Below are 22,527 nucleotides of genomic sequence, written 5' to 3'. Positions count from 1 at the left end.
GGAACACGTAATTCATGGCACGCGCAAAGTTTGAAAGGAATAAACCCCACGTCAACATCGGTACAATCGGTCACGTAGACCACGGCAAAACAACGCTGACAGCTGCAATCACAATGACCTTGGCAGCATTGGGTCAAGCGCAAGCAAGAAAGTACGATGAAATTGATGCGGCACCAGAGGAAAAGGCGCGGGGGATTACGATCAATACCGCCCACGTAGAGTACGAAACCGAGAATCGGCACTATGCTCACGTCGATTGTCCGGGGCACGCTGACTATGTGAAGAACATGATCACGGGTGCTGCTCAAATGGATGGAGCAATCCTCGTGGTATCAGCGGCTGATGGTCCGATGCCTCAGACGCGGGAACATATCCTGCTTGCCAAGCAGGTAGGGGTTCCTAGTCTGGTTGTCTTCTTGAACAAGCAAGACATGGTGGACGATGCGGAACTGCTGGAACTGGTAGAACTCGAAGTTCGCGAACTCCTCAGTAGTTATGAGTTCGATGGTGACAACATCCCCATCGTTGCGGGTTCGGCTTTACAGGCTTTAGAAGTCATGACCGCTAATCCGAAAACCCAGCGGGGAACAAATGAGTGGGTTGATAAAATCTATGCGTTGATGGATGAGGTGGACGCTTACATTCCCACACCAGAGCGGGATATTGATAAGCCTTTCCTGATGGCAGTAGAAGATGTCTTCACCATTACAGGTCGTGGTACGGTAGCCACGGGTCGGATTGAGCGGGGCAAGGTCAAAATCGGCGATAAAGTTGTCTTGGTTGGAATTAAAGATACTCGCGAGACAACAGTCACGGGCATTGAAATGTTCAAAAAGAGCCTCGATGAGGGTCTAGCTGGAGATAACGCCGGGATTCTGCTCCGAGGGATTGAGAAAAAAGATATTGAACGGGGCATGGTTATCGCCAAGCCGGGTTCAATTACCCCTCATACCCAATTCGAGTCTGAGGTGTACGTCCTGAAGAAGGAAGAAGGTGGTCGTCACACTCCTTTCTTCCCTGGATATCGTCCTCAGTTCTATGTCCGCACGACAGATGTAACGGGAACCATCAGCGCATTTACGGCTGACGACGGTACTACAGCCGAGATGGTGATGCCGGGAGATCGCATCAAAATGACGGTAGAACTGATTAACCCCATCGCCATTGAACAAGGTATGCGCTTTGCTATCCGCGAAGGCGGTCGTACTATTGGTGCGGGTGTCGTTTCAAAAATCCTTAAGTAGAACAATTCTGGCTTAAGGTAGGGGCAGAGAAGCTTATGCTTTTCTGCTCCTTCTTCCTCTGTTCTTGGCTAAGCAGAGGGTTAAGGGACCACAGAGAAGGTTAGAAGATTAGAGGGTTGTGATGCGCAGCAGAAGCCGTAGCGTCAGTGAAAACCTTCCGCTTTTAACGTTCTATAACTTTCAAGCTTTTAACATTTCAAGGCCTTTTCAATCCTTTTCATTCAGAACCTGGACAACTCAAAAATGGCAACCATTCAGCAGCAAAAAATTCGGATTCGTCTTAAAGCCTTTGATCGACGACTGCTAGACACATCTTGCGAGAAGATTGTAGATACAGCTAACCGGACAAATGCCACAGCGATTGGCCCTATCCCCTTACCAACGCGGCGTCGGATCTACTGTGTGTTGCGATCGCCCCACGTTGATAAAGATTCGCGAGAGCACTTTGAAACACGTACCCATCGCCGGATTATTGACATTTATCAACCTTCCTCGAAAACCATTGATGCCCTGATGAAGCTGGATTTACCGGCTGGCGTTGATATTGAAGTCAAGCTCTAGTCATGAGTCATTAGTCATGAGTCATTAGTTCTTAGCCTGCCATTGTGCGAGTCAGTTCACCGGAGTCAGTCATCAGTTGACCAAGGACTGATGACCAATGACCAATGACCAATGACCAATGACATCCGTTAAAGTAGGTAAAGAAGCGCAGTTACCCTTTTTACCAAGGCACAATGGCATCCTCCTCATCAATTGCTGTTAGAGAACTCCCCTTGTTCCCACTGCCAGAAGTGGTTCTCTTTCCTGGGCGTCCTCTCCCTCTACACATCTTTGAGTTCCGCTACCGAATCATGATGAACACGATTCTGGATAGCGATCGCCGATTTGGGGTGTTGATGTGGGACCCCGTCCAAGGTCAACCTGCTGCCGTTGGCTGCTGTGCTGAAATTATCCACTTTCAGCGTCTGCCTGACGACCGGATGAAAATATTGACCTTAGGGCAACAGCGATTTCGGGTTTTGGAGTACATCCGCGAGAAGCCTTATCGGGTAGGACTCGTGGAATGGATTGAGGATAAGCCTCCAGAAAAAGACCTGAGATCAATGGCGAGAGAGGTTGAGCAGCTGCTGCGAGATGTTGTGCGTCTTTCTTCCAAGCTGACCGACCAGAGAATTGAGTTACCTGACGATTTACCTGATCTACCAATAGAGTTGTCTTACTGGGTTGCCAGCAATCTTTATGGAGTAGCATCAGAACAGCAGACACTTTTAGAAATGCAAGATACCGCAAGGCGTCTAGAGCGTGAATCAGAAATTTTGACCTCAACTCGCAATCATTTGGCAGCACGTACAGCTCTCAAAGATGCCCTGAAATAAGACACATAATCTTGGGTATAATAACCACTCACAACATAAAATTTCAAAAATTATTAAAGAGGCGCAATTAATCGCGTCTCTTGTATGTTTAAGGGGTAGTTTCTATCACTCCTGACCCACGTCTGGAGACTCAATGGCTAAAACCCTATAACTGCCAAAGATTTTGAGAATTTCTGTATGAGAGGCTAATTCCGACAGGGCGGCTTGCACAAATGCCTCTTGAGCATTTGCTTCTAGATCAATGAAGAAAAGGTACTCACCTAGCGATCGCTTAGTAGGGCGAGACTCAATTCTGCTCATGTTAATCCCTCGTGCCGCAAACACTTGAAGAGGCGTTACAAGCGCTCCAGGTTTATTAGCGGGTAAGCTAAAAGCCAATGAAGTATGGCTACCCCCCGTGGAGGGTTGCTTTCCCAACACCCAGAACCGGGTGGAGTTATCGGGGTAATCATTAATGGCAGACGCCAGTACTGGCAGATTGTAAAGCTGTGCTGCTCGCTGAGACGTGATCACCGCCGCTGTATGATCCTGGTCTAGATACTGTAGCGCCTCTGTTGTCGATCTCGTCGGCACTAACTGCGCATTGGGTAGACAATTCTCCAGCCACTTCTGACACTGTGCCAGAGCATGTGGATGTGAATAAACCGTTTTGATGGGTTCTAGAGACAAAGCTTGTGATAACAGTGCATGTCGAATCGGTAAAACTATAGCCTGTTGAATTTGCAGCGTATCCAATTGCCATAGAGTATCCAGCGTTACCGCAACACTGCCCTCAATGGAATTTTCCACCGGGATAACAGCAAGATGAGCTTGCTCCTGAGCTACTGAACGTATAGTTTGAGCAATGCTGGGGCATGGACATAGCAGCGGTTGACTACCCGTTTCGCTTGGAAGATCGCGAGCGTAAGCTAAGGTCGCTGCTTCTGTATAAGTGCCTGGAGGTCCCAGGTAGGCAATGGATATTGACATATAGAAACAATCTCAAACTGAGCAAACACTTCTTTGTACTGGTCTGGGCAATACGCCGTCAACCTCCCCATCTCTCACCTGGAATAAGCTTGTAGACCTATAAATGAGCCTCACATCGCTTTCTTAGGGAAGATGGAGCGTTGTTAAATGAAGTTTTATGATGAAGATTCATCACTATCTATGGGACTACTATGTTTAATCGATGATACAAGCTTAGGGAGATAAAAAAGGTCTTTCAAAGAGTTAAACTTTGTAAAGTAAGATTAATAAATTAGCCTACAAGCTTATTGCTTTCTGCCCTATGAACAGCCAGTTTGTTGCATCCCAATCCGTGGAAATTGCTGTACCGGAAGAACCTGCGCCTATTCAGCACTATTTGCGTCAGCCTCAACGCCTAGTTTATGCGATCGCTGACCCGAACCTGATCAAGGCAATCAGCCAGGAGCAATATCAACTGCAACTACGTCCGTTAAATTTTCTGTCCTTAACCTTTCAGCCAACCGTCGTTCTGAAAGTATGGGCAGACGCTGACGGTACTGTTCATCTCACCTCTGTAGGTTGTGAAATTCGAGGGCTTGATTACATTAATCAACGGTTTGCTCTGGACTTAAAGGGAAAACTCTATCTAGTTCAAAGCAACGGCATTACCAAGCTCAAAGGAAGAGCGGATTTAAAAGTCAGCGTTGATATTCCGCTTCCTTTTTCCCTCACACCTAAGCCCATTTTAGAAACGACTGGGAATAGTTTGCTCAAAAGCGTTTTAGTCCGGATTAAGCAGAAATTGATGTATCAGCTGCTGTTAGATTATCGTCAATGGGCAAACCAAGACACACAAACTCTGATTCATCCTCAACCAACAGAAGCTTTCATTGCAAAGGGTTGAATGTTGAATGTTGAGGAAACTTCCTAACCTGCTAGTACAGCGCAGCGAAAATAACCCACCAGTTCAAAAAGGTTAAAAAGCTTACTGTACAAGCTTTCTTACCTTCTGCCTTGGAGCCTCCTGTCTTCTGCCCTCTTGCACTAGCGTGATCACCTGAGCAACCTGCAACCTGTTAACCTTCAACCTTCAACCCATCTACTCGGCAGGGACTAAAAGACATTCGGTGCAAGCGTGAAGGGCCATATTGTTGCAGCGCTAATCGATGTCGCTCTGTCCCATAACCTTTATTCGTCACCAAATCATAGTTGGGATACTTGATAGCTAAACGAATCACAAGGTCATCACGCCATACTTTAGCCACAACACTAGCAGCTGCAATTTCTAGCGATCGCTCATCGCCCTTAATCATGGTTTGTTGTGGCAGCGGCAAGTTGGGAAGAGGCTGCTTACCATCAACCAGACAAATATCGGGCTGCACCTTCAGCTTGAGAACCGCCCGCTTCATGGCTAGCAGGGACGCCTGCAAGATGTTGATTTGGTCGATTTCCTGTGCCGTAGCATAGCCGATTCTCCAATCGAGGGCTAATTCTTGAATCTCCTTAGACAGCTTTAAACGTCGAACAGGAGATAGCTGCTTGCTATCTTTGACACCGGCAAGGGCAAGTTGCGGCAGGGCAAATACAGGTAAAATCACGGCTGCCGCCACTACCGGTCCAAATAAAGCACCCCGCCCCACCTCATCTACACCAGCAACTAATCTGGGTTCGCCAGCTATATCAGGTAACTCACAAACATTAAGTTGCCCCTGAGACTTTGGATACATGACGGCCTCAGTGATGTCTTTCTTCCCCCTTGCGACAGGCTTCTTGCTCCCTCTCATCTCCAAGAAAGCTTGGCCTCGGATGAACCTAAGTTTAACTAGCCGTTGAATCCTCGCCGTCCGCAGCCGAAGAGCGACGGCGACGGCGGCGGACTATAGGACGGCTGCTGTCTGATTCATCGTTAGTAGCCCGATCAGTTGGTATTTCGGGAGCAGAAGTTTCCGCTGATGAAGTCACCATCACCTGTTCCGAAGTCTCCGCTTGATCGATAGCAGGTGCCACCGCAGACGTCGTCATCGGATAATCTAAGTTTTCCGCATCATCGGACGCCAGAGCAAAGCTAGATGGCTCGGAAGACGATTCTGCTGCTGCCTCGTTTTCCTCGTCTGTGTCGTCTGAATCTCCAGGAAGAACCACTGAGAGAACTACCGACTTAGGATTTCTGACCTCTCGGTTTAACCGCACCAATGGAGAAATTCCCATCAAAGCATAAACATCTTGTTCTTCTGGGGTCATCTCGACAGCAATAACTTCCGGCGGCTCTATTTCTTTAGAAGTCTTGATCAGCTGGGGTTTTCCAGCGCGTTCTCCTACTCCTACTCCTACTCCTACCTCTAACAGCTCACTTTCTGCCACCGCTTCCGACTTTCCGGAGAGGATAGGCGTTGGACGAGGACTTACCTTAGTCAGGGGTTCTTCCTTTGCCACTGGTTCATCGAGACGGCGGCGACGACGGCGGCGATTGTTGGGATTATTGGGCAGTCCTCGCTCCTGATAGCTTGGATGATTCACAAAGTCTAGGTCGTCGGCGTCATCGACAGGAGAGATATCTAAGGGTTCAGGGATTTCTGGCGTCCGGGGTTCTCGTTCTCGGATGACAGTCGCGACAGCCGGCTCCAGGCTTTCCTTGGCTGGGCGTTCAGTCTCACCAGGAAGACGGACTAGATGCCCCAATCCTCCACAGTGAGGGCAAATTTGACCAAATAACTCATAAATATTTTGACCCTGACGCTTGCGGGTGAGCTCGACTAAGCCGAGTTCTGAAAGCTGGGCAATCTGGGGTCTAGCTTTGTCCGATCGCAAGGCTTTGTTAAAGTGTTCCAGTACCTGCAACTGGTCACGCCTTGAGTCCATGTCAATGAAGTCAACGATGATTACACCCGCCAGGTTACGCAGGCGCAGTTGACGAGCGATTTCTGTTGCAGCTTCACAGTTCGTCCACAGGACTGTTTCCCGTGCGGTTGCCGATCGCGTAAAGGAGCCAGAGTTAACATCAATCACCGTTAAGGCTTCCGTCGGTTCGATAATGATGTAGCCTCCTGAAGGCAAATCAACTCTCGGTTTCAGCGCTTCGCGAATCGCTGCATTCACCCGGAAGTAATCCAGAATGGGGATGCGATCGCGGTGATGATCAATTAAGACTCCTTCTGGGGGTCTACCTCCACTCCAGCTCAGCAAATGCTGTTTGACCCGCTTCACTCCGGTGTGAGAATCAACCACGATGCGATTCACATCCGCCGTGTACATATCCCGGAGAACACGCTGAATAAAATCATCATCGCGGTTCAACAAGGCAGGTGCCCTCGTCGAATTTGCCTCTTGTTGGATGGCTTCCCATTGTTTTTGGAGCGCCTCCAAATCCTCAATGATGGCTTCTTCGGCTCTTCCCTCGGCTTCAGTTCGTACCAACAGTCCCATGCCAGCTGGTTTGATCAGCACGGCGAGTGCTCTCAGGCGGTTACGTTCGCTATCGTTCTTAATCCGCCGCGACAAATTGACGCCCCGTCCGTAAGGCATCAGCACCAGATAACGGCCTGGTAAACTGACATTGCCGGTCAGCCGAGGGCCTTTATTACCCGTCGGCTCCTTCATTACCTGTACCAAGACTTTTTGTTGGGGGGTCAGCAGTTCAGTAATCGCACCCGCACTGCGTTTCAGGCGTAAGGGGCCCAAATCAGTGACATGAATAAAGCCATTCCGCTCTGGGTCACCAATATTGACAAAAGCCGCATCTATCCCTGGCAATACATTTTCTACAACACCGAGGTAAATGTCACTCACTTGGTGGTTGCCGGTTGCAACCACGAGTTCTTGAATTTGATCTTCCCAAAAAACAGCAGCAAGACGGTGTTGCTCTGCAATAATAATTTGCTTTGGCATTCAATTTCCTCAAAAATTGGCAGCAAGCTTAGGTAATGAGGCTTTCTGCCCCTCTGGCTTCGGCTACCTAAGATAACTGTGTTAATAACTGCGTATACGAAACCTCTAGCTTCATCTAGAAAAAACAGAGCTTTTGAACCGAGGAGTAACGGAATATAACTCGACACTCCTGTTGGGCAACTTTTCCTATGAGAGTGGGTATCCAACGCCATACCCTTCCACAAAGGGTAAACATTGGACTTTGTAAGGCGTGAGCAGAAAGTCTAGAAGAGCGAACCAGTTGCATTCAGCATCGACTGCTAGTTTACAGAGGTAAAACCCGCTGGAACTTTTCTCAGCAACTGTTCCTATGATGGTGTATTATACCGCGCTGTTCTTCAGATGCCACTTTAATTTGAGTTAGTAGCCGCGCTCTCTCTGATTCGCGCCCTTCGCCCCACGCTGGCGAAACTTGGCTTGACCCTTAATCATCACTTTACTTCATTTAACAGCCTTACGGAAAGTGGCAGCTTGAGATTGGCGCAGAGACTGAATCGTGGCGATCGCATGTTGAGCCACACAATCCATTTCAGCCTCTGTATTACAGCGTCCTATGCCAAATCGTACCGAGGCATAAGCCAGTGCTTCAGAATGCCCCAATGCCATGAGTACGTGAGAGGGAGCTGTTTTGACTGAGGAGCAAGCCGCACCCGAAGAAACAGCTACTACAGGCTGTAATCCCAAGAGCAGTGCTGAACCATCAACATTCTCTACACTAATGTTCAGATTTCCTGATAGTCGTTGAGTTGGATGGCCGTTAAGATGAATTCCCTCCAGTTGACTCAATGGTTGCCATAAGCGATCGCGTAACTGAGTCAGGCGTCTTGACTCCGTTTCCAGTTCACCCAGCCCTAGTTCTACCGCCTTAGCAAACCCCGCAATTTGAGGCGTAGCTAGCGTACCAGATCGCATCCCCCGTTCGTGTCCACCGCCATGAATTTGGGGGGATAACCGAACTCTAGGGTTACGGCGTCTGACGTATAATGCCCCGATTCCCTTCGGGCCATAAACCTTATGGGCTGTTAGGGACATCAGGTCAATTTTCATCGCCTCGACATCTAAAGCTATTTTCCCGATCGCTTGAGCCGCATCCGTATGAAAAAGTACCTGATGCTGACGACAAATTGCTCCAATTTCCGCCAACGGCTGTAATACCCCAATTTCGTTATTCGCCGCCATCACCGACACCAGAATCGTATCGGGACGAATCGCCTTTCCTAACTCGGTTAAATCAATTAATCCATCCGGCTGCACAGGCAGGAATGTTACCTCAAACCCCAAAGATTGGAGGTAATGGCAGGGGTCAAGAACGGCGTTATGCTCGGTTTTTACCGTAATAATGTGACGCCCATTGCTGAAATAAGCTTCAGCAACACCCTTAATCGCTAAATTATTCGCCTCTGTGGCACCACTGGTAAAGACAATTTCTTCCGGCGTGGCGTGGATGGCATCTGCCAGGATAGATCTGGCGCGTTGAACTGCCGCTTCTGCCTCCCAGCCGTAAATATGGCTGCTGCTAGCTGGATTGCCAAAATGTTGTTTGAAGTAGGGCAACATCGCCTCTAACACCCGTTCATCGAGGGGCGTGGTTGCGTGGCAGTCGAGGTAAATGGGGCGATGAGACATGGCGATCGGCGGATGAGTTGACCGAGATTCTTGAGTATACTCAGAACCTGATATAGTTCATTTTCTTGCTTCCAGAGCGTGAATTGATCGGACAAGGCATATTGGGATGGATAGAACACTAATACTATTCGATCATCGAGCGACCCAAGGTTTTTCTGGACGATAAACCTCGTAGGGGGAAGGAAAAGAAAAAGGGAAAAAAGATAAAGAATTAAAGAGTCTTCGCCGCAACACAGCCAACACGAAAACCGATATTATTGCGCTTGCGCCTTTTGCCCGTATCGAAGCTGACGCGATACGCAGAACGGCAGCCACCAGGAGTGTTGAACCACGAACCACCCCGCAGCGATAGTACATGATAATACTGATGATTCTCACTCCAAGCTCTCTCATCTGAAGGTGCACCCTTGTAATTTTCAAGGCAATAGTCAGCGCACCATTCCCAGACATTTCCATGCATATCATATAAACCAAAGGCATTGGCGACTTGAAAACTGCCTACTGGCGTGGTTTCCTGTTGGAAGATTCCCTTTGGCTCAGAACCGTAGATGAAGTTTCCGTTGTAATTAGCCAAATCAGAGGTAATTGTCTCGCCAAATTGGAAGGGCGTCGTGGTTCCGGCACGACAGGCATATTCCCATTCGGCTTCGCTAGGTAGCCGATAGCTGCGTCCGGTTTTCTTTGACAGCCTTTGGCAGAATTCGACGGCTTCATCCCAGGATACTTGCTCCACAGGCAGATTATCGCCTTTGAAGTCAGATGGGTCAAAATCCAAGTGACGCATGACTTGGGGTAAGGCAGCTACGGCTTTCCACTGTTTTTGAGTGACGGGAAACTTGCCCAGGTAGAAGGGTTTTACTGTTACCGAGTGCTGTGGGCTTTCTCTGGAATTTCGCCCCTTTTCGGTATCCGGCGAACCCATGAGGAAGGTGCCGCCGGGAATCGATACGATGTCCAAAAATACCCCGTTCCCCACGTCTTCAGAAAAATATTGAGCTTGGTTCCGGTAACGGTTGCTTTCTCGTCCCCATGCGTCTACGGTTACTACCTCAAATTCAAACCAAGGTAAATAATTTCTTAGCCTCTGTTTTACCCTTGGCGAGTCTTGGGCTGCCAGTAAGGAAAAGGCAGCATACCGCACTTGCCGCGAGTCGTCCTCCAACCCCAGCATCACCAACTCCAAGCCAGCTTCGCCATACTGGAGTGCTTCCTTCAGGGCAGCTACCCGTTGCTCGCTCGCAGCCGCAGCCAAGCGCCTCTTGACTCCTTCCAAGCCACCTAGTACAACACAGCCTACTGGAGATGGTGCAGTACCTCCCAAAACAGCATCATCAGTTCTTGGTTGAGGCGGATGATTGTCAGCTTCTCCTGAAGGCGACTTAGCAGATGCTTCGCTTTGACTCATGGTTGATGCGGGTTAGTTCCTGATACCCGTTGATTCTATCTGTTGAACCTCTAGGATAAGCTAAGCCTCAGATAGCTTACAGCTATGAAAATTACAGGCGCGATCAGCTTCGCTGCTGCCGTTCGCGTAGCATCTCCGTAAGGAGAAGGCAATCGCACAGCTTGACTTCCTTTGAGCTTTTCTGAATATCTAGGGGAAAAGCGATCGCCTAGCATCCCTTTTTCAAAAAAAATTAAGCTCGCTTCGCTCGCAAAGGGAAAAGAAGAAAGGGAAAAGAGCAAAAGGGCTAGAGGGTAAAGGGTTAAGAAGTCCTCGCCGCAGCACAGCCAACCCGAAAACCGAGGTTATCGTACCTGCTGTCCGCATCGTAGTGGTAGCGATACGCAGAACGGCAGTACCAAGGACGGTTGAGCCACGAACCACCGCGCATTAGCATTAAACGATGACCATTATCACTATCACTATCCCAAGCCCTGCCATCCGATGGCGCACCCTGGTAATTGCTATGCCAAGGATCAGCACACCATTCCCAAACATTTCCGTGCATATCGTATAACCCAAAGGCATTAGCAACTTGACAACTGCCCACTGGGGTGGCTTTCCCTCGTCGTGTTCCCTGTGCTTCAGAAGCGTAGGTATGGCTTCCGTTATAGTTCGCTAAATCAGAGGTAATTGTCTCGCCGAAGTGGAAGGGCGTCGTGGTTCCGGCACGACAGGCATATTCCTATTCCGCCTCGCTGGGTAACCGATAGGTGCGTCCGCTTTTCTGTGACAGCCTCTCGCAGAATTCGACAGCTTCCTCCCAGCATATTGTCTGTACAGGCAGATTATCGCCTGTGACTTTAGATGGCTCGGGATGTAAGGAACGACTGACTGGGGGTAAGGCAGCTACGGCTCTCCACTGTGCTTGAGTCACGGGAAACTTGCCCATGTAGAAGGGTTTTACAGTGACCGAATGTTGTGGGCTTTCCCAGGGGGAGCGCCCCTTCTCAGTATGCAGTGAACCCATCAGGAAGGTGCCGCCCGGAATCGATACCATGTCCAAAAATAGCCCGTTACCCAAGTCTTCAGGAAAATATTGAGCTTGGTTCCGGTAACGGCTGCTTTCTCGCCCCTGTGCGTCTACCGTTACCACGTCAAATTCAAACCAGGGTAAATAATTTCTTAGCCTCTGTTTTACCTTTGGCGAGTCTTGGGCTGCCAGCAAGGAAAAGGCAGCATACTGCACTTGCCGCGATTCATCCTCTAACCCCAACATCACCAACTCCAAGCCAGCTTCCCCATACTTGAGTGCGTCCTGAAGGGCAGCTAGTCGCTGCTCGCTCGCAGCCGCAGCCAAGCGCCTCTTGACTCCTTCCAATCCACCCAGTACAACACCGCCTACTGAGGGTGGTGCTGCACCTCCCAAAACGACATCATCAGTTCTCGGTTGAGGCAGATGATGGTCAGCCTCTCCTGAAGGTGGCATGGTTTGACTCATGGCTAATGTGGGTTAGTTTCTAATATCTAGGCTATGGCACTCGCCAAATTTTAATCGTCTCATCCTTGCCGCTACTCACAAGTGTCTGCCCATCCGGACTAAAGGCAAGGGAATAAACCGACTCTAAATGCCCTGGCATAGTCCGCAGCACCTTTCCTGTCGTGACATCCCATAGCCGAATGCTTCCATCATCACTGCCACTCACGAAAGTATGTCCATTGGCTCTATAGGCGACAACATTAATGGACGCTGAACCAACTGGCAAGTTTCGGATGAGTTTTCCACTGTCCAGATTCCACAGCCTAATGACTCCATCCTCACTGCCACTGGCAATTGTCTTTCCATTGGGACTGATGGCAACAGCAAAGACACGGCGAGAATCAGAGGTGGTAAGCTTGCGAATTAACTGCCCCGTCTTTATTTTCCACACCTTGATGGTTTTATCATCGCTACCGCTAACAGCGGTTTGCCCATCTGGGCTGATAGCGAGGGAGTTAACGATGGTGGAATGTTCAGCAAAAAAGTTCTGGAGTTCGCCAGTTTTCAAATTCCCAATCGTTATAGAGCCGTCGGCATCGCCACCCAGAAGCGTCTGGCTATCGGGGCTAATCGCTAACGCGCTAATCCAAGATTTTTCGGAAAAAGTGTGGACTAATGTTCCAGTGCCGAGATTCCAAATCTTGATACCGTTATCCTTACCCCCACTAGCGAGACTTTGACCATCTGGGCTGAATGCGATCGCTCTAACTGATTGTGAACGCTTATCGGGTGATGGAGGTCTCTTCAGTGTATTTCTCAGTTTCCCAGTCTGTAAATCCCACAGTTTGATTGTCCCATCCTCACTCCCACGAGCGAGAGTTTTGCCATCTGGGCTGATAGCTACAGGACTAATGGAGGATGAATCTCCAGCAATAGTGTTTGAGAGTGATATCTTTTGTGCCCATTGACTTTCTGCAAATGATATGATTAATCCATGAACGTAGTAGATACCAAAGGTCAGACCTACGGCAGCAGCAATACCTCCACCAATCGCGATCAATTTAGGATATTTCTTGCGGGACGGAGAAACCAAAGGTGCGATCGCTTCATCACGAATTCGCCCCTCTGATAAATTTCCCAAAGCCTTTGAACTTGGCTGCTGTTGGGAGGATAGCCCATGTGTCAATTCTCTGGATTCAATAGCCTCTGTCGGCACATTGGAAACTAGAGGAGACTGAGGAGAAATAACGATGGGTTCAACTGGGTCAGCCGATGCCGTGAAGCGAACTGGAGAAATAGAAGCTGTGGTTGAACCACAGTAAGCAAGGGTCAGTTGCTCAAATGCTTGCAGTGCCTCTGTTACCGTTTGGTATCGCTGGCGGTAGTCGTAGCGTACCATCTTATCTAAAACATTGGCCAGCTCAACGCTGATTTGTACCTGTTCGGGCGGCGTATTGTGCTGCCACTTATCGCGCCAGAGGATTTCACTCGTCTTGAGGTCTTGTGGTAGCTGAGTAGGAGATAATCCTGTCAGTGCTTGAATACCGAGTACCCCAACCGCATAAATATCACTACAAAATTGGGGTTTGCCGCCAAGTTGTTCGTTAGGCATGTAGCCCGGTGAGCCAATAGCTACTGTAAAACTGGTGTTCCCTGAAGGGTTAATGACCTGAGTCGTAACTTCTTTAACGGCTCCAAAGTCGATCAGAACCAGCTTTCCATCTTGCTTGCGTCTGATGATATTGGCAGGTTTTATATCGCGATGAATAACATGTTGCTGATGGACAAACTCTAGTATTTTCAAGATATCTTGACATAGAACAATCACTTGGGCTTCAGTTAAGCACCTACCCGGTGGTAATTCTTGCTTGAGGTCGTAACCTTCAATGAATTCCTGAACCAGATAAAACTCTCGCTCTTGCTCGAAGTGAGCCAAAAGTCTGGGAATCTGGTCATGATTGCCCAACTTGTACAGAACTTGAGCTTCCGTATCGAAGAAACGCTTTGCGGTTTGTAAAGCCAATGGGTCAATACACTTAGGCTTGAGTTGCTTGACGACACACAGGGGGTTGCTGGGTAGTTGTAAGTCTTCGGCAAGGTAAGTTTGACCAAAACCGCCGCCTCCGAGGTGTTGGACAATTTGGTAGCGACCACTTAGAGTTTTTCCCAACATGGTTATTGATGCGCTGTCCCTAGTTATTTAAAAGAGCTTTAGCTTTTGCAGTTTACATATCCCAGCCAGACCACAAAGATAGGTATTTTGACGCGCTCACATTTCCTACCCTAACGCGATCGCCAAATCTCAATTTTTCCATCTTCACCGTTAGCCACAAGGCTGTTACCATCAGGGCTGAAAGCGAGTGCCTCAGCCGAAGTTAAACGGTTAGAGATGGTAAATTTCGGTTCTCCTGTTGATGCATTCCACAACTTGATTGTATTTTCGCGATCGCTACCCGTCGCTAAAGTCTTTCCATCCGGGCTGATGGCGAGGGCGTCAACCCAGCCGCTATGTGAGAGGATGTGTGTAGGGCGGCATGGCTGTATTCCTTTACAACCTTTCACAAGATTGGGTAGATTCCACAGACTAAACTTATTCCAATTGCCGCCACTAATAAGGGTTTCACCATCCGGCGTTATGGTGAGGGAAGCAACGACATTAGCTGAAGGATTCGGGATGGTTCTAATCAGGTTACCAGTGGGCAGATTCCACAGGTAGAGCTTCTCGGCACCGCTAACAAGAGTCTGCCCATCAGGGCTGATAGCGACGGAAACTACATATTTTGAAAAACCAGTCAGCGTGCGGATTTCCTTTCCAGTATCAAGATTCCACAGCTTGACGGTCTTGTCATTACTACCACTGGCTAACAACTTGCCGTCCGGACTGATGGTAACAGCTTGAACGATGTCTGAATGTCCCGTGAGGGTACCCAGCAATTTTCCTGTATCAAGATTCCAAAGTTTAATCGTCTTGTCATCACCGCCACTGGCTAATAGCTTACCGTCCGGACTGATAGCAACGGAACGAATGCCCTCTGAATGCCCCGTGAGGGTACGCAGCAGTTGTCCTGTGCGAAGATTCCATACTTTGATTGTTTTGTCTTCGCTGCCACTAGCTAACAACTGCCCATCTGGACTGATGGCAATGGAGCGAACTTTCTGTGAATGACCCATGAGGGTGCTAGCTAAGGCAATTTTTTCTGAGTTATTCCAGGCATTAGATGTGTCGCGCAAGACAGGCGGGGATGCCAAGATGGGGGGACGCGGAGATATTTCAGAAGCAGATTGCAACCCCTTCTCTAATGGAGCTACTGAATTGGCTGATTCAGCTTGAGATTGAGACCCTTGAGACTTCTGTTTTGCAGGCTCCACTTGGGATATCTTCTGCTCCGCGTTCCCGTTTTCCGGCGTCTTCGCATTATTTTGTTGAATGTGGGAGATTCCCACTGCCAGAGCTAGAGCTGCGGCAATACCCGCCCCCATTGCCATCAACCGAGAAGATTTCTTCCGGGACTGAGAAATCAAAGGCTCAGCCGTCTCGTTACCAACCTGTGTGTTCAATAAATTTGCCGAGGCATCTGGAATTGGCAGTTGCTGGGAATGTTGCGCTTGTGTGGGTTCATTGACCTCAATCGTGCTGTTCAACGGTGAACCGGGCACTTGTGCGGGTTGAGGATACGTTACAGTTGATTCAAACGGGTCAGCCGCTTCCATCGTGCTGTTCAACGGTAAACCGAGTACTTGTGCGGATCTAGGGTACGTTACAGTTGATTCAAACGGGTCAGCCGCTTCGGGAAGGGGATATTCAGAGGCAGCGGCGGTTGTTGAGGACGAGTAAGCATCGGTTAGCCCCTGAAATGCCTGTAATGCCTCTGTTGCAGTTTGATAGCGCTGGCGGTAGTCGTAGCGCACCATTTGATCTAACACGTCTGCTAATTCAGAGTTGGCTGGTACCTGTTGAGGCAGTTTATTGGGGTGCCACTTATCACGCCAAATAATTTCACACGTCTTGGCGTCTTCTGGCAACTGGCTTGGCAGAAACCCTGTAAGTCCTTGGATACCCAGCATTCCCACCGCATAGATATCGCTACAAAATTGGGGTTTGCCTCTGAGTTGCTCATTTGGCATGTAACCGGGTGAACCAATTGCCACAGTTAAACCACTATGCCCTTCAGAGTTAACGCTGTGAGTTGTAGCCTCTTTAACCGCTCCAAAGTCAATCAAAACCAGTTTGCCATCATGCTTGCGCCTGATGACATTGGCTGGCTTGATATCACGGTGGATTACTTCTTGCTGATGGACAAACTCTAAGATGTTTAATAGTTCTTGGCAGATGGCAATGACTTGGGTTTCACTTAACCGCTTACCTAGTTGTAGTTCTTGCTTGAGGTCGTGACCTTCAATGAATTCTTGAACTAGATAAAACTCTTGCTCCTGCTCAAAGTGAGCCAAAAGCCGGGGAATCTGGTCATGGTTACCCAACTTGTACAAAACTTGGGCTTCTCTATCAAATAAACGTTTTGCTATCTTTAACGCCAGTGGATGGGTAGATTGGGGTTGGAGCTGCTTAACCACACATAGTGGGTTGCCAGGTAATTGTAAGTCTTCGGCAAGATAGGTTTGACCAAAACCTCCACCTCCAAGGTGTTTGACGATTTTGTAGCGACCACTCAGTGTGATTCCCAGCATGGCGTTGATGTTGTGGTAGTGGGGTGGGCAGCAAATCCCTTACCTACACTAATTTGGCAAGCGAATTTTCCAATTGCCAAGGTTTGGCCTAATTTTATGCATTTTGCTGAATTCTGAGAGGTGAGGCGATCGCACTCTACAAAAATCTCACGTCCTTGATTGCTGTAGAACTATCAAGGCATTTTCCATAACTTAATCACACTGTTACGGCTACCGCTGGCAATCAGTTGCCCATCGGGGCTAAGCGCGACGGATAAAACGGCTTCAACATAATCCGTACATTTATGAACTTTTTTGCCAGTCTTTACATCCCATATAGTGACGGCTTTATCATTCCCGCTGCTAACTATTTTCTGACTATCTGGAGTAATGGCAACAGAGGTCACACCACCAGAATGAGCTGTGATACTGTATCGTTGTTGACCTGTCGCCAAGTCCCACACCTTAATCGTTTCGTCGATGCTACCACTAACCAGAAGCTGCCCATTTGGTGTAATAGCAACAGACGTGACACTGGCGGTATGACCTGTGAGTTTACCGATATCACCGACCTGAATCGTACCATCCGCACAGCCACTCACTATTGTCTGACCATCCGGCGTCAGCGCAACCGAATAAACCCAATCGGAGTGAGGGGTAAGAGTGCGAATCTCTTGTCCACTGTTTAAGTCCCATACCTTAATCGTGGTGTCTTTGCTGCCACTGATAATTCGTTGTCCGTCGGGCGTTATCGCAACAGAACAGACAGTATCTAAATGTCCCTGGAGGGTACGAATTTCTTTCCCACTCCTGAGGTTCCAGATTTTTATAGTCTTGTCCAAGCTGCCACTGACGATAGTCTCGCCATCCGGAGTGACAGCAACAGAATAAACCCAATCCGAATGTCCCCTCAGAAGACACTGTTGTTTAGCTGTGTGCAAATCCCACACGAGAACCGTCTTATCTGCGCCACCGCTGACTACAGAGTGACCATCGGGTGTTACGACTACAGAGTATACAGAAGCCCTGGGTACAGCAAGCCAAAGCCCAAGTATATGTTCCAGTTCCATAAAATTTGCCCTGTGATTAGCCAATAGGCGGGTTTAGGCATTGCTAGCAGCAGAGCCACTCAACTCCGACCAGCTAATTACCATTTTCTGGTGGTGTCAGTCAAACAGTGATATGTTTTTTGTTCACGGCTTACTGCTCACGGCTCACGGCTCACGGCTCACTGGGGAATATAGCTCTTTAGGGGCATGGCGTTTTTTTCGGACGGATTGAAACTGAGGATGAGAGGCTCAGCTGAGAGTGTTTATTCGGTCTAAAATATAACCTAATTATTTGACAACAGGACTAACGTTCTGATGATAGTAAGGACATTCTCAGCCAAGAGTTTTCATTGGTCATTACCGAGAATCAATTATGAATCCTGAAACGATCAGACCAGACTCGCCAGAGTCTACAGCCCCTGAAGTTGAACAACCAGAAGTCATAGAAATTAGTAATGGAGGTACGAAACGCTTGTTGCCCCAAAATTCATCAACGGAATCCTCGAATGTTGAATGGAAGCAGTATGGAGAGCGAGTAGCCGCATTCCTACAAACTTTGCCAGCTTACGTAACCCGCTTCTTCGGAGAAAACAAGGGTCCCCTAGGAACCATTGGCTTAATTGTGGGAGCCTTGGTTACAGTCAAACTGACACTGGCTTTGCTGGATGCGATCAATGATATTCCTTTGATAGCACCCACCTTGGAGCTAATTGGCATCGGTTACACCGCTTGGTTTATCTACCGCTACTTACTAACCGCTGCTAACCGCCAAGAACTCTCTGACCAAGTTACCAGCCTGAAAAACCAGTTCTTGGGCACAGACAGCTAACAAGCTAAATCTTCGACTCCTCACCAACAACTAAGCCCAATGATTTTTTGGGCACACTCAGGGGGTTACGGCGCAATGTGGGTCAGTCGTGGCAACATCAACCCCTTAGCCGCATAGCCAACGATAATGGCATTTAAGTGGCAGTCGTTAAGCAACTTCTGGCTGAATATGCCTTTGTTGCATTACAACGACTAGCGTCGTAAGCCTCCATCCCCAATGAAATCTCCACAATACACGTTAGCTAAGAGTGAGCGGATTGCGATCGCTCTTGGCAGCAATCTGGGCGACTCCCGCACCATCCTAGACAACGCGATACAAATTCTTGCTCAAACCTCAGGAATTACCTTGAAAGCGCAGTCTAGCTGGTATCAAACTGCACCCGTTGGGCCGCCACAACCTGATTATCTCAACGGCTGTGCCTTGCTGGAGGTTCAGCTCACACCGCAGGAATTGTTAGAAACTTTACTGAAAATTGAAGTTCAATTTGGTAGAGTCCGTCAAGAACGCTGGGGGCCGAGAACCCTCGATCTCGATTTATTGCTTTTTGATGACTTAATCATAGAAACTCCCTCCCTGCAATTACCCCACCCTCGAATGATAGAACGGGCTTTCGTCTTGGTGCCGTTAGCGGAAATTGCTCCTGATTGGGTTGAGCCAGTTTCCGGAAAAGCGATCGCACAACTTGTACAAAGGGTAGACTGTTCTGGAGTCCGTAGAGTTTCAATCTAAAGGTTCATCGACAAGCTTTTCAGGCTTTGAACCTTCCAAACTTCAATCGTTGAACTGTTTATGCTAATAGGTCGCGAACCCCCTCAATTACTGAAACAACGCCTAGTCTACCAGGGTCGTAAATTTAGTTTTGAAGTCAGCAACCTCCGTCTTCCCAACAATTCACGGGGAGATTGGGAATGTATTCGTCATCCAGGTGGTGCTCTTGCGGTACCAGTGACCCCAGACGGCAAACTGGTGCTATTACGACAATATCGCTTTGCCCTTCAAGGCCGTCTTTTAGAGTTTCCGGCGGGGACTGTAGAACGCCATGAAGCTCCAGAGGAGACAATCAAGCGGGAAATTGAAGAAGAAACTGGCTATCGCGCCCATAAATGGCAAAAATTAGGTCAATTTCCGGTTGCGCCTGGTTATTCGGATGAATTGATTTACGCTTTTCTGGCTCAGGATTTGGAAAAACTCGAAACGCCTCCAAGCCAAGATGCTGATGAAGATATGGAAAATGTGTTGATGACTCCTCAGGAGTTAGAGGACGCTATCCTGGCAGGGGAACCTATCGATGCTAAGTCGATTTCTAGCTTTTTCCTGGCACGTCCTTTCTTAAAATGAGGCAGAATTTCTCCTGTTGAAAGCGTGTATGGCTGGCGGACTGTGCCGAAATCAGCTTATTTAACGCAAAGTACGCAGAGGTTGGCGCAAAGGTACGCAGAGTTTTTGCAGCAGGATGACAGTTCTTTCTCTTTCTACTCACAATAGACCTCTTGCATCAATCCTAGAATGCCCTCTAAATCCCCCAATTTTGGGGGACTTTGAACTCATGTTCCCCCCAGAATTGGGGGGCTAGGGGGGCAAAAATTTACTTTTGCAAGAGACATTCATGAGCGTACCCGCTCACACTCCAGGATGAAAGGAGACTTTCAAAACAGGTCTAATGACCAGCAGAGTCTGATACAAAGAAGATATTCCTAAGGTCAGTTAATAAAATGTTGCTGGAGTTGGCAATTGGGGATGCTTACGGCGCGGGTTTTGAATACGCGGATAGTGAATTGGTTCAGCGTTACAATGATTTGAGCCAATACATACAGCATCCCCGTCATCCACTTAAACCGGGTAGTTATACGGACGATACCCAAATGAGCCTTGCGATCGCAGAAACTTTGGTGGCTGGGGAACCTTGGACACCTGAAGTTCTGGCTCATCGGTTCGTCACAACCTTTAAACGCGATCAGCGAGAAGGTTATGCGGGAAAGTTTTACCGATTTTTGCTACAAGTCGAGACTGGACAGCAATTTCTAGAGGGGATCAATTGGACGAGTGACAAAAGTGGTGCGGCGATGCGTGCGGCTCCCATTGGGGTTTTACCAACAATTGAGCAGGTGATTGAAGCGACAACCATCCAAGCCGCGATTACGCACAACACGCCCGATGGAATTAACGCGGCGATCGCAGCAGCCTTAATGTCCCACTACTTTATTTATAAGTTGGGGTCAAAGCAGGAATTAGGACGGTTTCTAGACGCTCATGTATCAGGTGAATGGTCAAAACCGTGGCAGGGAAAGGTAGGCTCAAAAGGATGGATGAGTGTCCGGGCGGCGATTACGGCTGTGATGAGAAATGATTCCTTGAGCGAACTTCTTAAGGATTGCATCGCCTTTACTGGGGACGTGGATACAGTAGGCGCGATCGCACTTGCTGCGGGTTCTTGTAGCGAGGAAATTGCCCAAGACCTTCCCCATCATCTCATCGACGGTTTAGAAAATGGCACCTACGGCAGAGATTACCTGATTGACCTTGACCGACGGTTGATCAGTTTGTCACAGTAATTGAATGTCAAATTTAATTCTCTTCTGGCACCGCCGGGATTTACGCATCTCGGATAATATTGGACTCGCTGCCGCTAGACAAAAAAGCAAAAAGGTGGTAGGTGTTTTCTGTCTTGACCCCAACATCTTAGAACGAGATGACGTGGCTCCGGCAAGAGTGACTTACATGATTGGCTGTTTGGAGTCACTGCAAAAGAGCTACACCCAAGCAGGTAGCCAATTGCTAGTCTTGCACGAAAACCCGTCTCAGGCGCTCCCAACTCTCGCCGCAGCACTCAATGCCCAAGCCGTTTTCTGGAATTGGGACGTGGAGCCGTATGCTAGAGAACGCGATCGCACTGTCGCTGAGGCTCTCCAAGAAAAGGGGATTGAGGTACACAACCATTGGGATCAGCTGCTGCATTCCCCGGAAGAAATTCGCTCGAAATCGCAGGAGCCTTACACAGTCTATACTCCCTTCTGGAGAAACTGGAGTAGCCAAGCGAAAGCTAACCGTGTAGAGTCCCTCAAACAGGCCGAGGGACTCAGCCAGCAAGAACAGGAGAGCGCACGACAAGCCGGAGTTATCCCGCTACCAACCGCCAAGAATTTAGGATTTATCTGGGAAAATGAACTGCTGACGCCACCAGGAGAAGAAGCGGCACAAGAAAAGTTGGAGAAGTTTTGCGCTAATGCCATTACCGAGTACGAAGAACAGCGAAACTTCCCAGGCGTTCATGGAACATCTCAACTCAGTGCGGGGCTAAAATTTGGTGCGATCAGTATTCGTACAGTTTGGGCGGCGACTCAGACAGCCCTAGAAAATAGCCGTAGTGATGAAGCCCGCTCCAGCATCCAGGCATGGCAAAAGGAATTAGCATGGCGGGAGTTCTATCAACACGCGCTGTATCACTTTCCTGAACTCGCTGATGGGCCTTATCGGGATACCTTCAAAGACTTTCCTTGGGACAATGACCAACAGCTTTTCCAAGCGTGGTGCGAGGGCAAAACCGGCTACCCCATTGTCGATGCTGCCATGCGTCAGCTGAATGAAGTGGGATGGATGCACAACCGTTGCCGCATGATTGTTGCCAGTTTCCTGACCAAAGACCTTCTGATCAACTGGCAGTGGGGAGAAAAATACTTCATGCAAAAGCTATATGATGCCGACCTTTCGGCAAATAACGGAGGCTGGCAGTGGAGTGCGTCCAGTGGCATGGACCCCAAACCCCTACGGATTTTTAACCCTGCCAGTCAAGCTCAAAAATTTGACCCGGACGGTGAATATATCAGAGAATGGCTACCCGAACTGCGATCGCTCGATACAGCATCCCTAATTAGCGGCAATATTCCACCTCTTGAGCGTCACGCCCATAATTATCCTGCGCCGATTGTGGAACACAACAAACAACAACGCCAGTTTAAAGAGCGTTATCAGCAGCAGAAAGTGGGTAGCGGTTAACAATTCCCA

Annotated in this window: 18 protein-coding genes and 1 pseudogene; 10 read left to right on the top strand and 9 right to left on the bottom strand. The window is 48.6% G+C overall.

What is annotated here, in order from left to right; all coding sequences use genetic code 11:
* Nucleotides 1-14 precede the first annotated feature (14 nt).
* The 3 genes from tuf (at nt 15) to V6C93_RS18485 (ending at nt 2,620) form a co-directional block, all read left to right on the top strand.
* On the top strand, nt 15-1,244 hold the full coding sequence (gene tuf / locus V6C93_RS18495) for an elongation factor Tu (protein ID WP_333478140.1): 1,230 nt from the start codon (nt 15-17) through the stop codon (nt 1,242-1,244).
* A gap of 243 nt (nt 1,245-1,487) precedes the next feature.
* Nucleotides 1,488-1,805 carry a 30S ribosomal protein S10 gene (gene rpsJ, locus V6C93_RS18490; RefSeq protein ID WP_015185938.1) on the top strand — a complete coding sequence of 106 codons (318 nt, stop codon included), beginning with the start codon at nt 1,488-1,490 and terminating at the stop codon, nt 1,803-1,805.
* A 173-nt stretch (nt 1,806-1,978) separates the two neighbouring features.
* A complete protein-coding gene (locus V6C93_RS18485) occupies nt 1,979-2,620 on the top strand; it encodes an LON peptidase substrate-binding domain-containing protein (RefSeq protein ID WP_333478139.1) in 642 nt (213 codons plus the stop codon).
* Between the two features lie 105 nt (nt 2,621-2,725).
* Here the strand turns inward: V6C93_RS18485 and pheA are convergent, their stop codons facing one another.
* Nucleotides 2,726-3,589, bottom strand: a complete 864-nt coding sequence (gene pheA / locus V6C93_RS18480; protein ID WP_333478138.1) for a prephenate dehydratase — start codon at nt 3,587-3,589, stop codon at nt 2,726-2,728.
* A 301-nt stretch (nt 3,590-3,890) separates the two neighbouring features.
* Between pheA and V6C93_RS18475 the strand changes: the two genes are divergently transcribed.
* The gene (locus V6C93_RS18475) at nt 3,891-4,472 is read left to right on the top strand and encodes a DUF1997 domain-containing protein (protein ID WP_333478137.1); all 582 of its coding nucleotides are present in this window, start codon (nt 3,891-3,893) and stop codon (nt 4,470-4,472) included.
* A 172-nt stretch (nt 4,473-4,644) separates the two neighbouring features.
* Here the strand turns inward: V6C93_RS18475 and V6C93_RS18470 are convergent, their stop codons facing one another.
* The 8 genes and pseudogenes from V6C93_RS18470 to V6C93_RS18435 form a co-directional block, all read right to left on the bottom strand.
* The gene (locus V6C93_RS18470) at nt 4,645-5,295 is read right to left on the bottom strand and encodes a ribonuclease HII (RefSeq protein ID WP_333478136.1); all 651 of its coding nucleotides are present in this window, start codon (nt 5,293-5,295) and stop codon (nt 4,645-4,647) included.
* Nucleotides 5,296-5,386: 91 nt separating this feature from the next.
* Nucleotides 5,387-7,453: an Rne/Rng family ribonuclease gene (locus V6C93_RS18465; protein ID WP_333478135.1), complete on the bottom strand. Its 2,067-nt coding sequence runs from the start codon at nt 7,451-7,453 to the stop codon at nt 5,387-5,389.
* 480 nt (nt 7,454-7,933) lie between these two features.
* Nucleotides 7,934-9,118 carry a cysteine desulfurase family protein gene (locus V6C93_RS18460; RefSeq protein WP_333478134.1) on the bottom strand — a complete coding sequence of 395 codons (1,185 nt, stop codon included), beginning with the start codon at nt 9,116-9,118 and terminating at the stop codon, nt 7,934-7,936.
* 211 nt (nt 9,119-9,329) lie between these two features.
* Entirely contained in the window at nt 9,330-10,523 is a 1,194-nt protein-coding gene (locus V6C93_RS18455) for a formylglycine-generating enzyme family protein (protein WP_333478133.1), read from the bottom strand.
* 301 nt (nt 10,524-10,824) lie between these two features.
* Nucleotides 10,825-11,781 (bottom strand): annotated as a pseudogene (locus tag V6C93_RS18450) (formylglycine-generating enzyme family protein).
* 253 nt (nt 11,782-12,034) lie between these two features.
* A complete protein-coding gene (locus V6C93_RS18445) occupies nt 12,035-14,155 on the bottom strand; it encodes a serine/threonine-protein kinase (RefSeq protein ID WP_333478132.1) in 2,121 nt (706 codons plus the stop codon).
* 110 nt (nt 14,156-14,265) lie between these two features.
* Nucleotides 14,266-16,668 (bottom strand): serine/threonine-protein kinase, encoded by a 2,403-nt coding sequence (locus V6C93_RS18440; RefSeq protein WP_333478131.1) that lies wholly within the window; start codon nt 16,666-16,668, stop codon nt 14,266-14,268.
* Nucleotides 16,669-16,841: 173 nt separating this feature from the next.
* A complete protein-coding gene (locus V6C93_RS18435) occupies nt 16,842-17,717 on the bottom strand; it encodes a WD40 repeat domain-containing protein (protein ID WP_333478130.1) in 876 nt (291 codons plus the stop codon).
* Between the two features lie 40 nt (nt 17,718-17,757).
* Between V6C93_RS18435 and V6C93_RS18430 the strand changes: the two genes are divergently transcribed.
* From V6C93_RS18430 to V6C93_RS18405, 6 genes are all read left to right on the top strand, one after another.
* Nucleotides 17,758-17,928 carry a hypothetical protein gene (locus V6C93_RS18430; RefSeq protein WP_333478129.1) on the top strand — a complete coding sequence of 57 codons (171 nt, stop codon included), beginning with the start codon at nt 17,758-17,760 and terminating at the stop codon, nt 17,926-17,928.
* 141 nt (nt 17,929-18,069) lie between these two features.
* Nucleotides 18,070-18,525, top strand: coding sequence for a CAAD domain-containing protein (locus V6C93_RS18425; RefSeq protein ID WP_333478128.1), 456 nt, complete (start codon nt 18,070-18,072; stop codon nt 18,523-18,525).
* 216 nt (nt 18,526-18,741) lie between these two features.
* Nucleotides 18,742-19,254 (top strand): 2-amino-4-hydroxy-6-hydroxymethyldihydropteridine diphosphokinase, encoded by a 513-nt coding sequence (gene folK / locus V6C93_RS18420; protein WP_333478127.1) that lies wholly within the window; start codon nt 18,742-18,744, stop codon nt 19,252-19,254.
* A gap of 60 nt (nt 19,255-19,314) precedes the next feature.
* Nucleotides 19,315-19,863 carry an NUDIX hydrolase gene (locus V6C93_RS18415; protein WP_333478126.1) on the top strand — a complete coding sequence of 183 codons (549 nt, stop codon included), beginning with the start codon at nt 19,315-19,317 and terminating at the stop codon, nt 19,861-19,863.
* A 374-nt stretch (nt 19,864-20,237) separates the two neighbouring features.
* On the top strand, nt 20,238-21,077 hold the full coding sequence (locus tag V6C93_RS18410) for an ADP-ribosylglycohydrolase family protein (RefSeq protein ID WP_333478125.1): 840 nt from the start codon (nt 20,238-20,240) through the stop codon (nt 21,075-21,077).
* A 4-nt stretch (nt 21,078-21,081) separates the two neighbouring features.
* Entirely contained in the window at nt 21,082-22,518 is a 1,437-nt protein-coding gene (locus V6C93_RS18405) for an FAD-binding domain-containing protein (protein ID WP_333478124.1), read from the top strand.
* Nucleotides 22,519-22,527 lie beyond the last annotated feature (9 nt).

Origin of the sequence: Allocoleopsis sp. (genome assembly GCF_036703385.1) — a bacterium.
Taxonomy (GTDB): domain Bacteria; phylum Cyanobacteriota; class Cyanobacteriia; order Cyanobacteriales; family Coleofasciculaceae; genus Allocoleopsis.
Note: the sequence above shows the minus strand (reverse complement) of the source record. Positions and strands in the feature narration are given on the sequence as shown.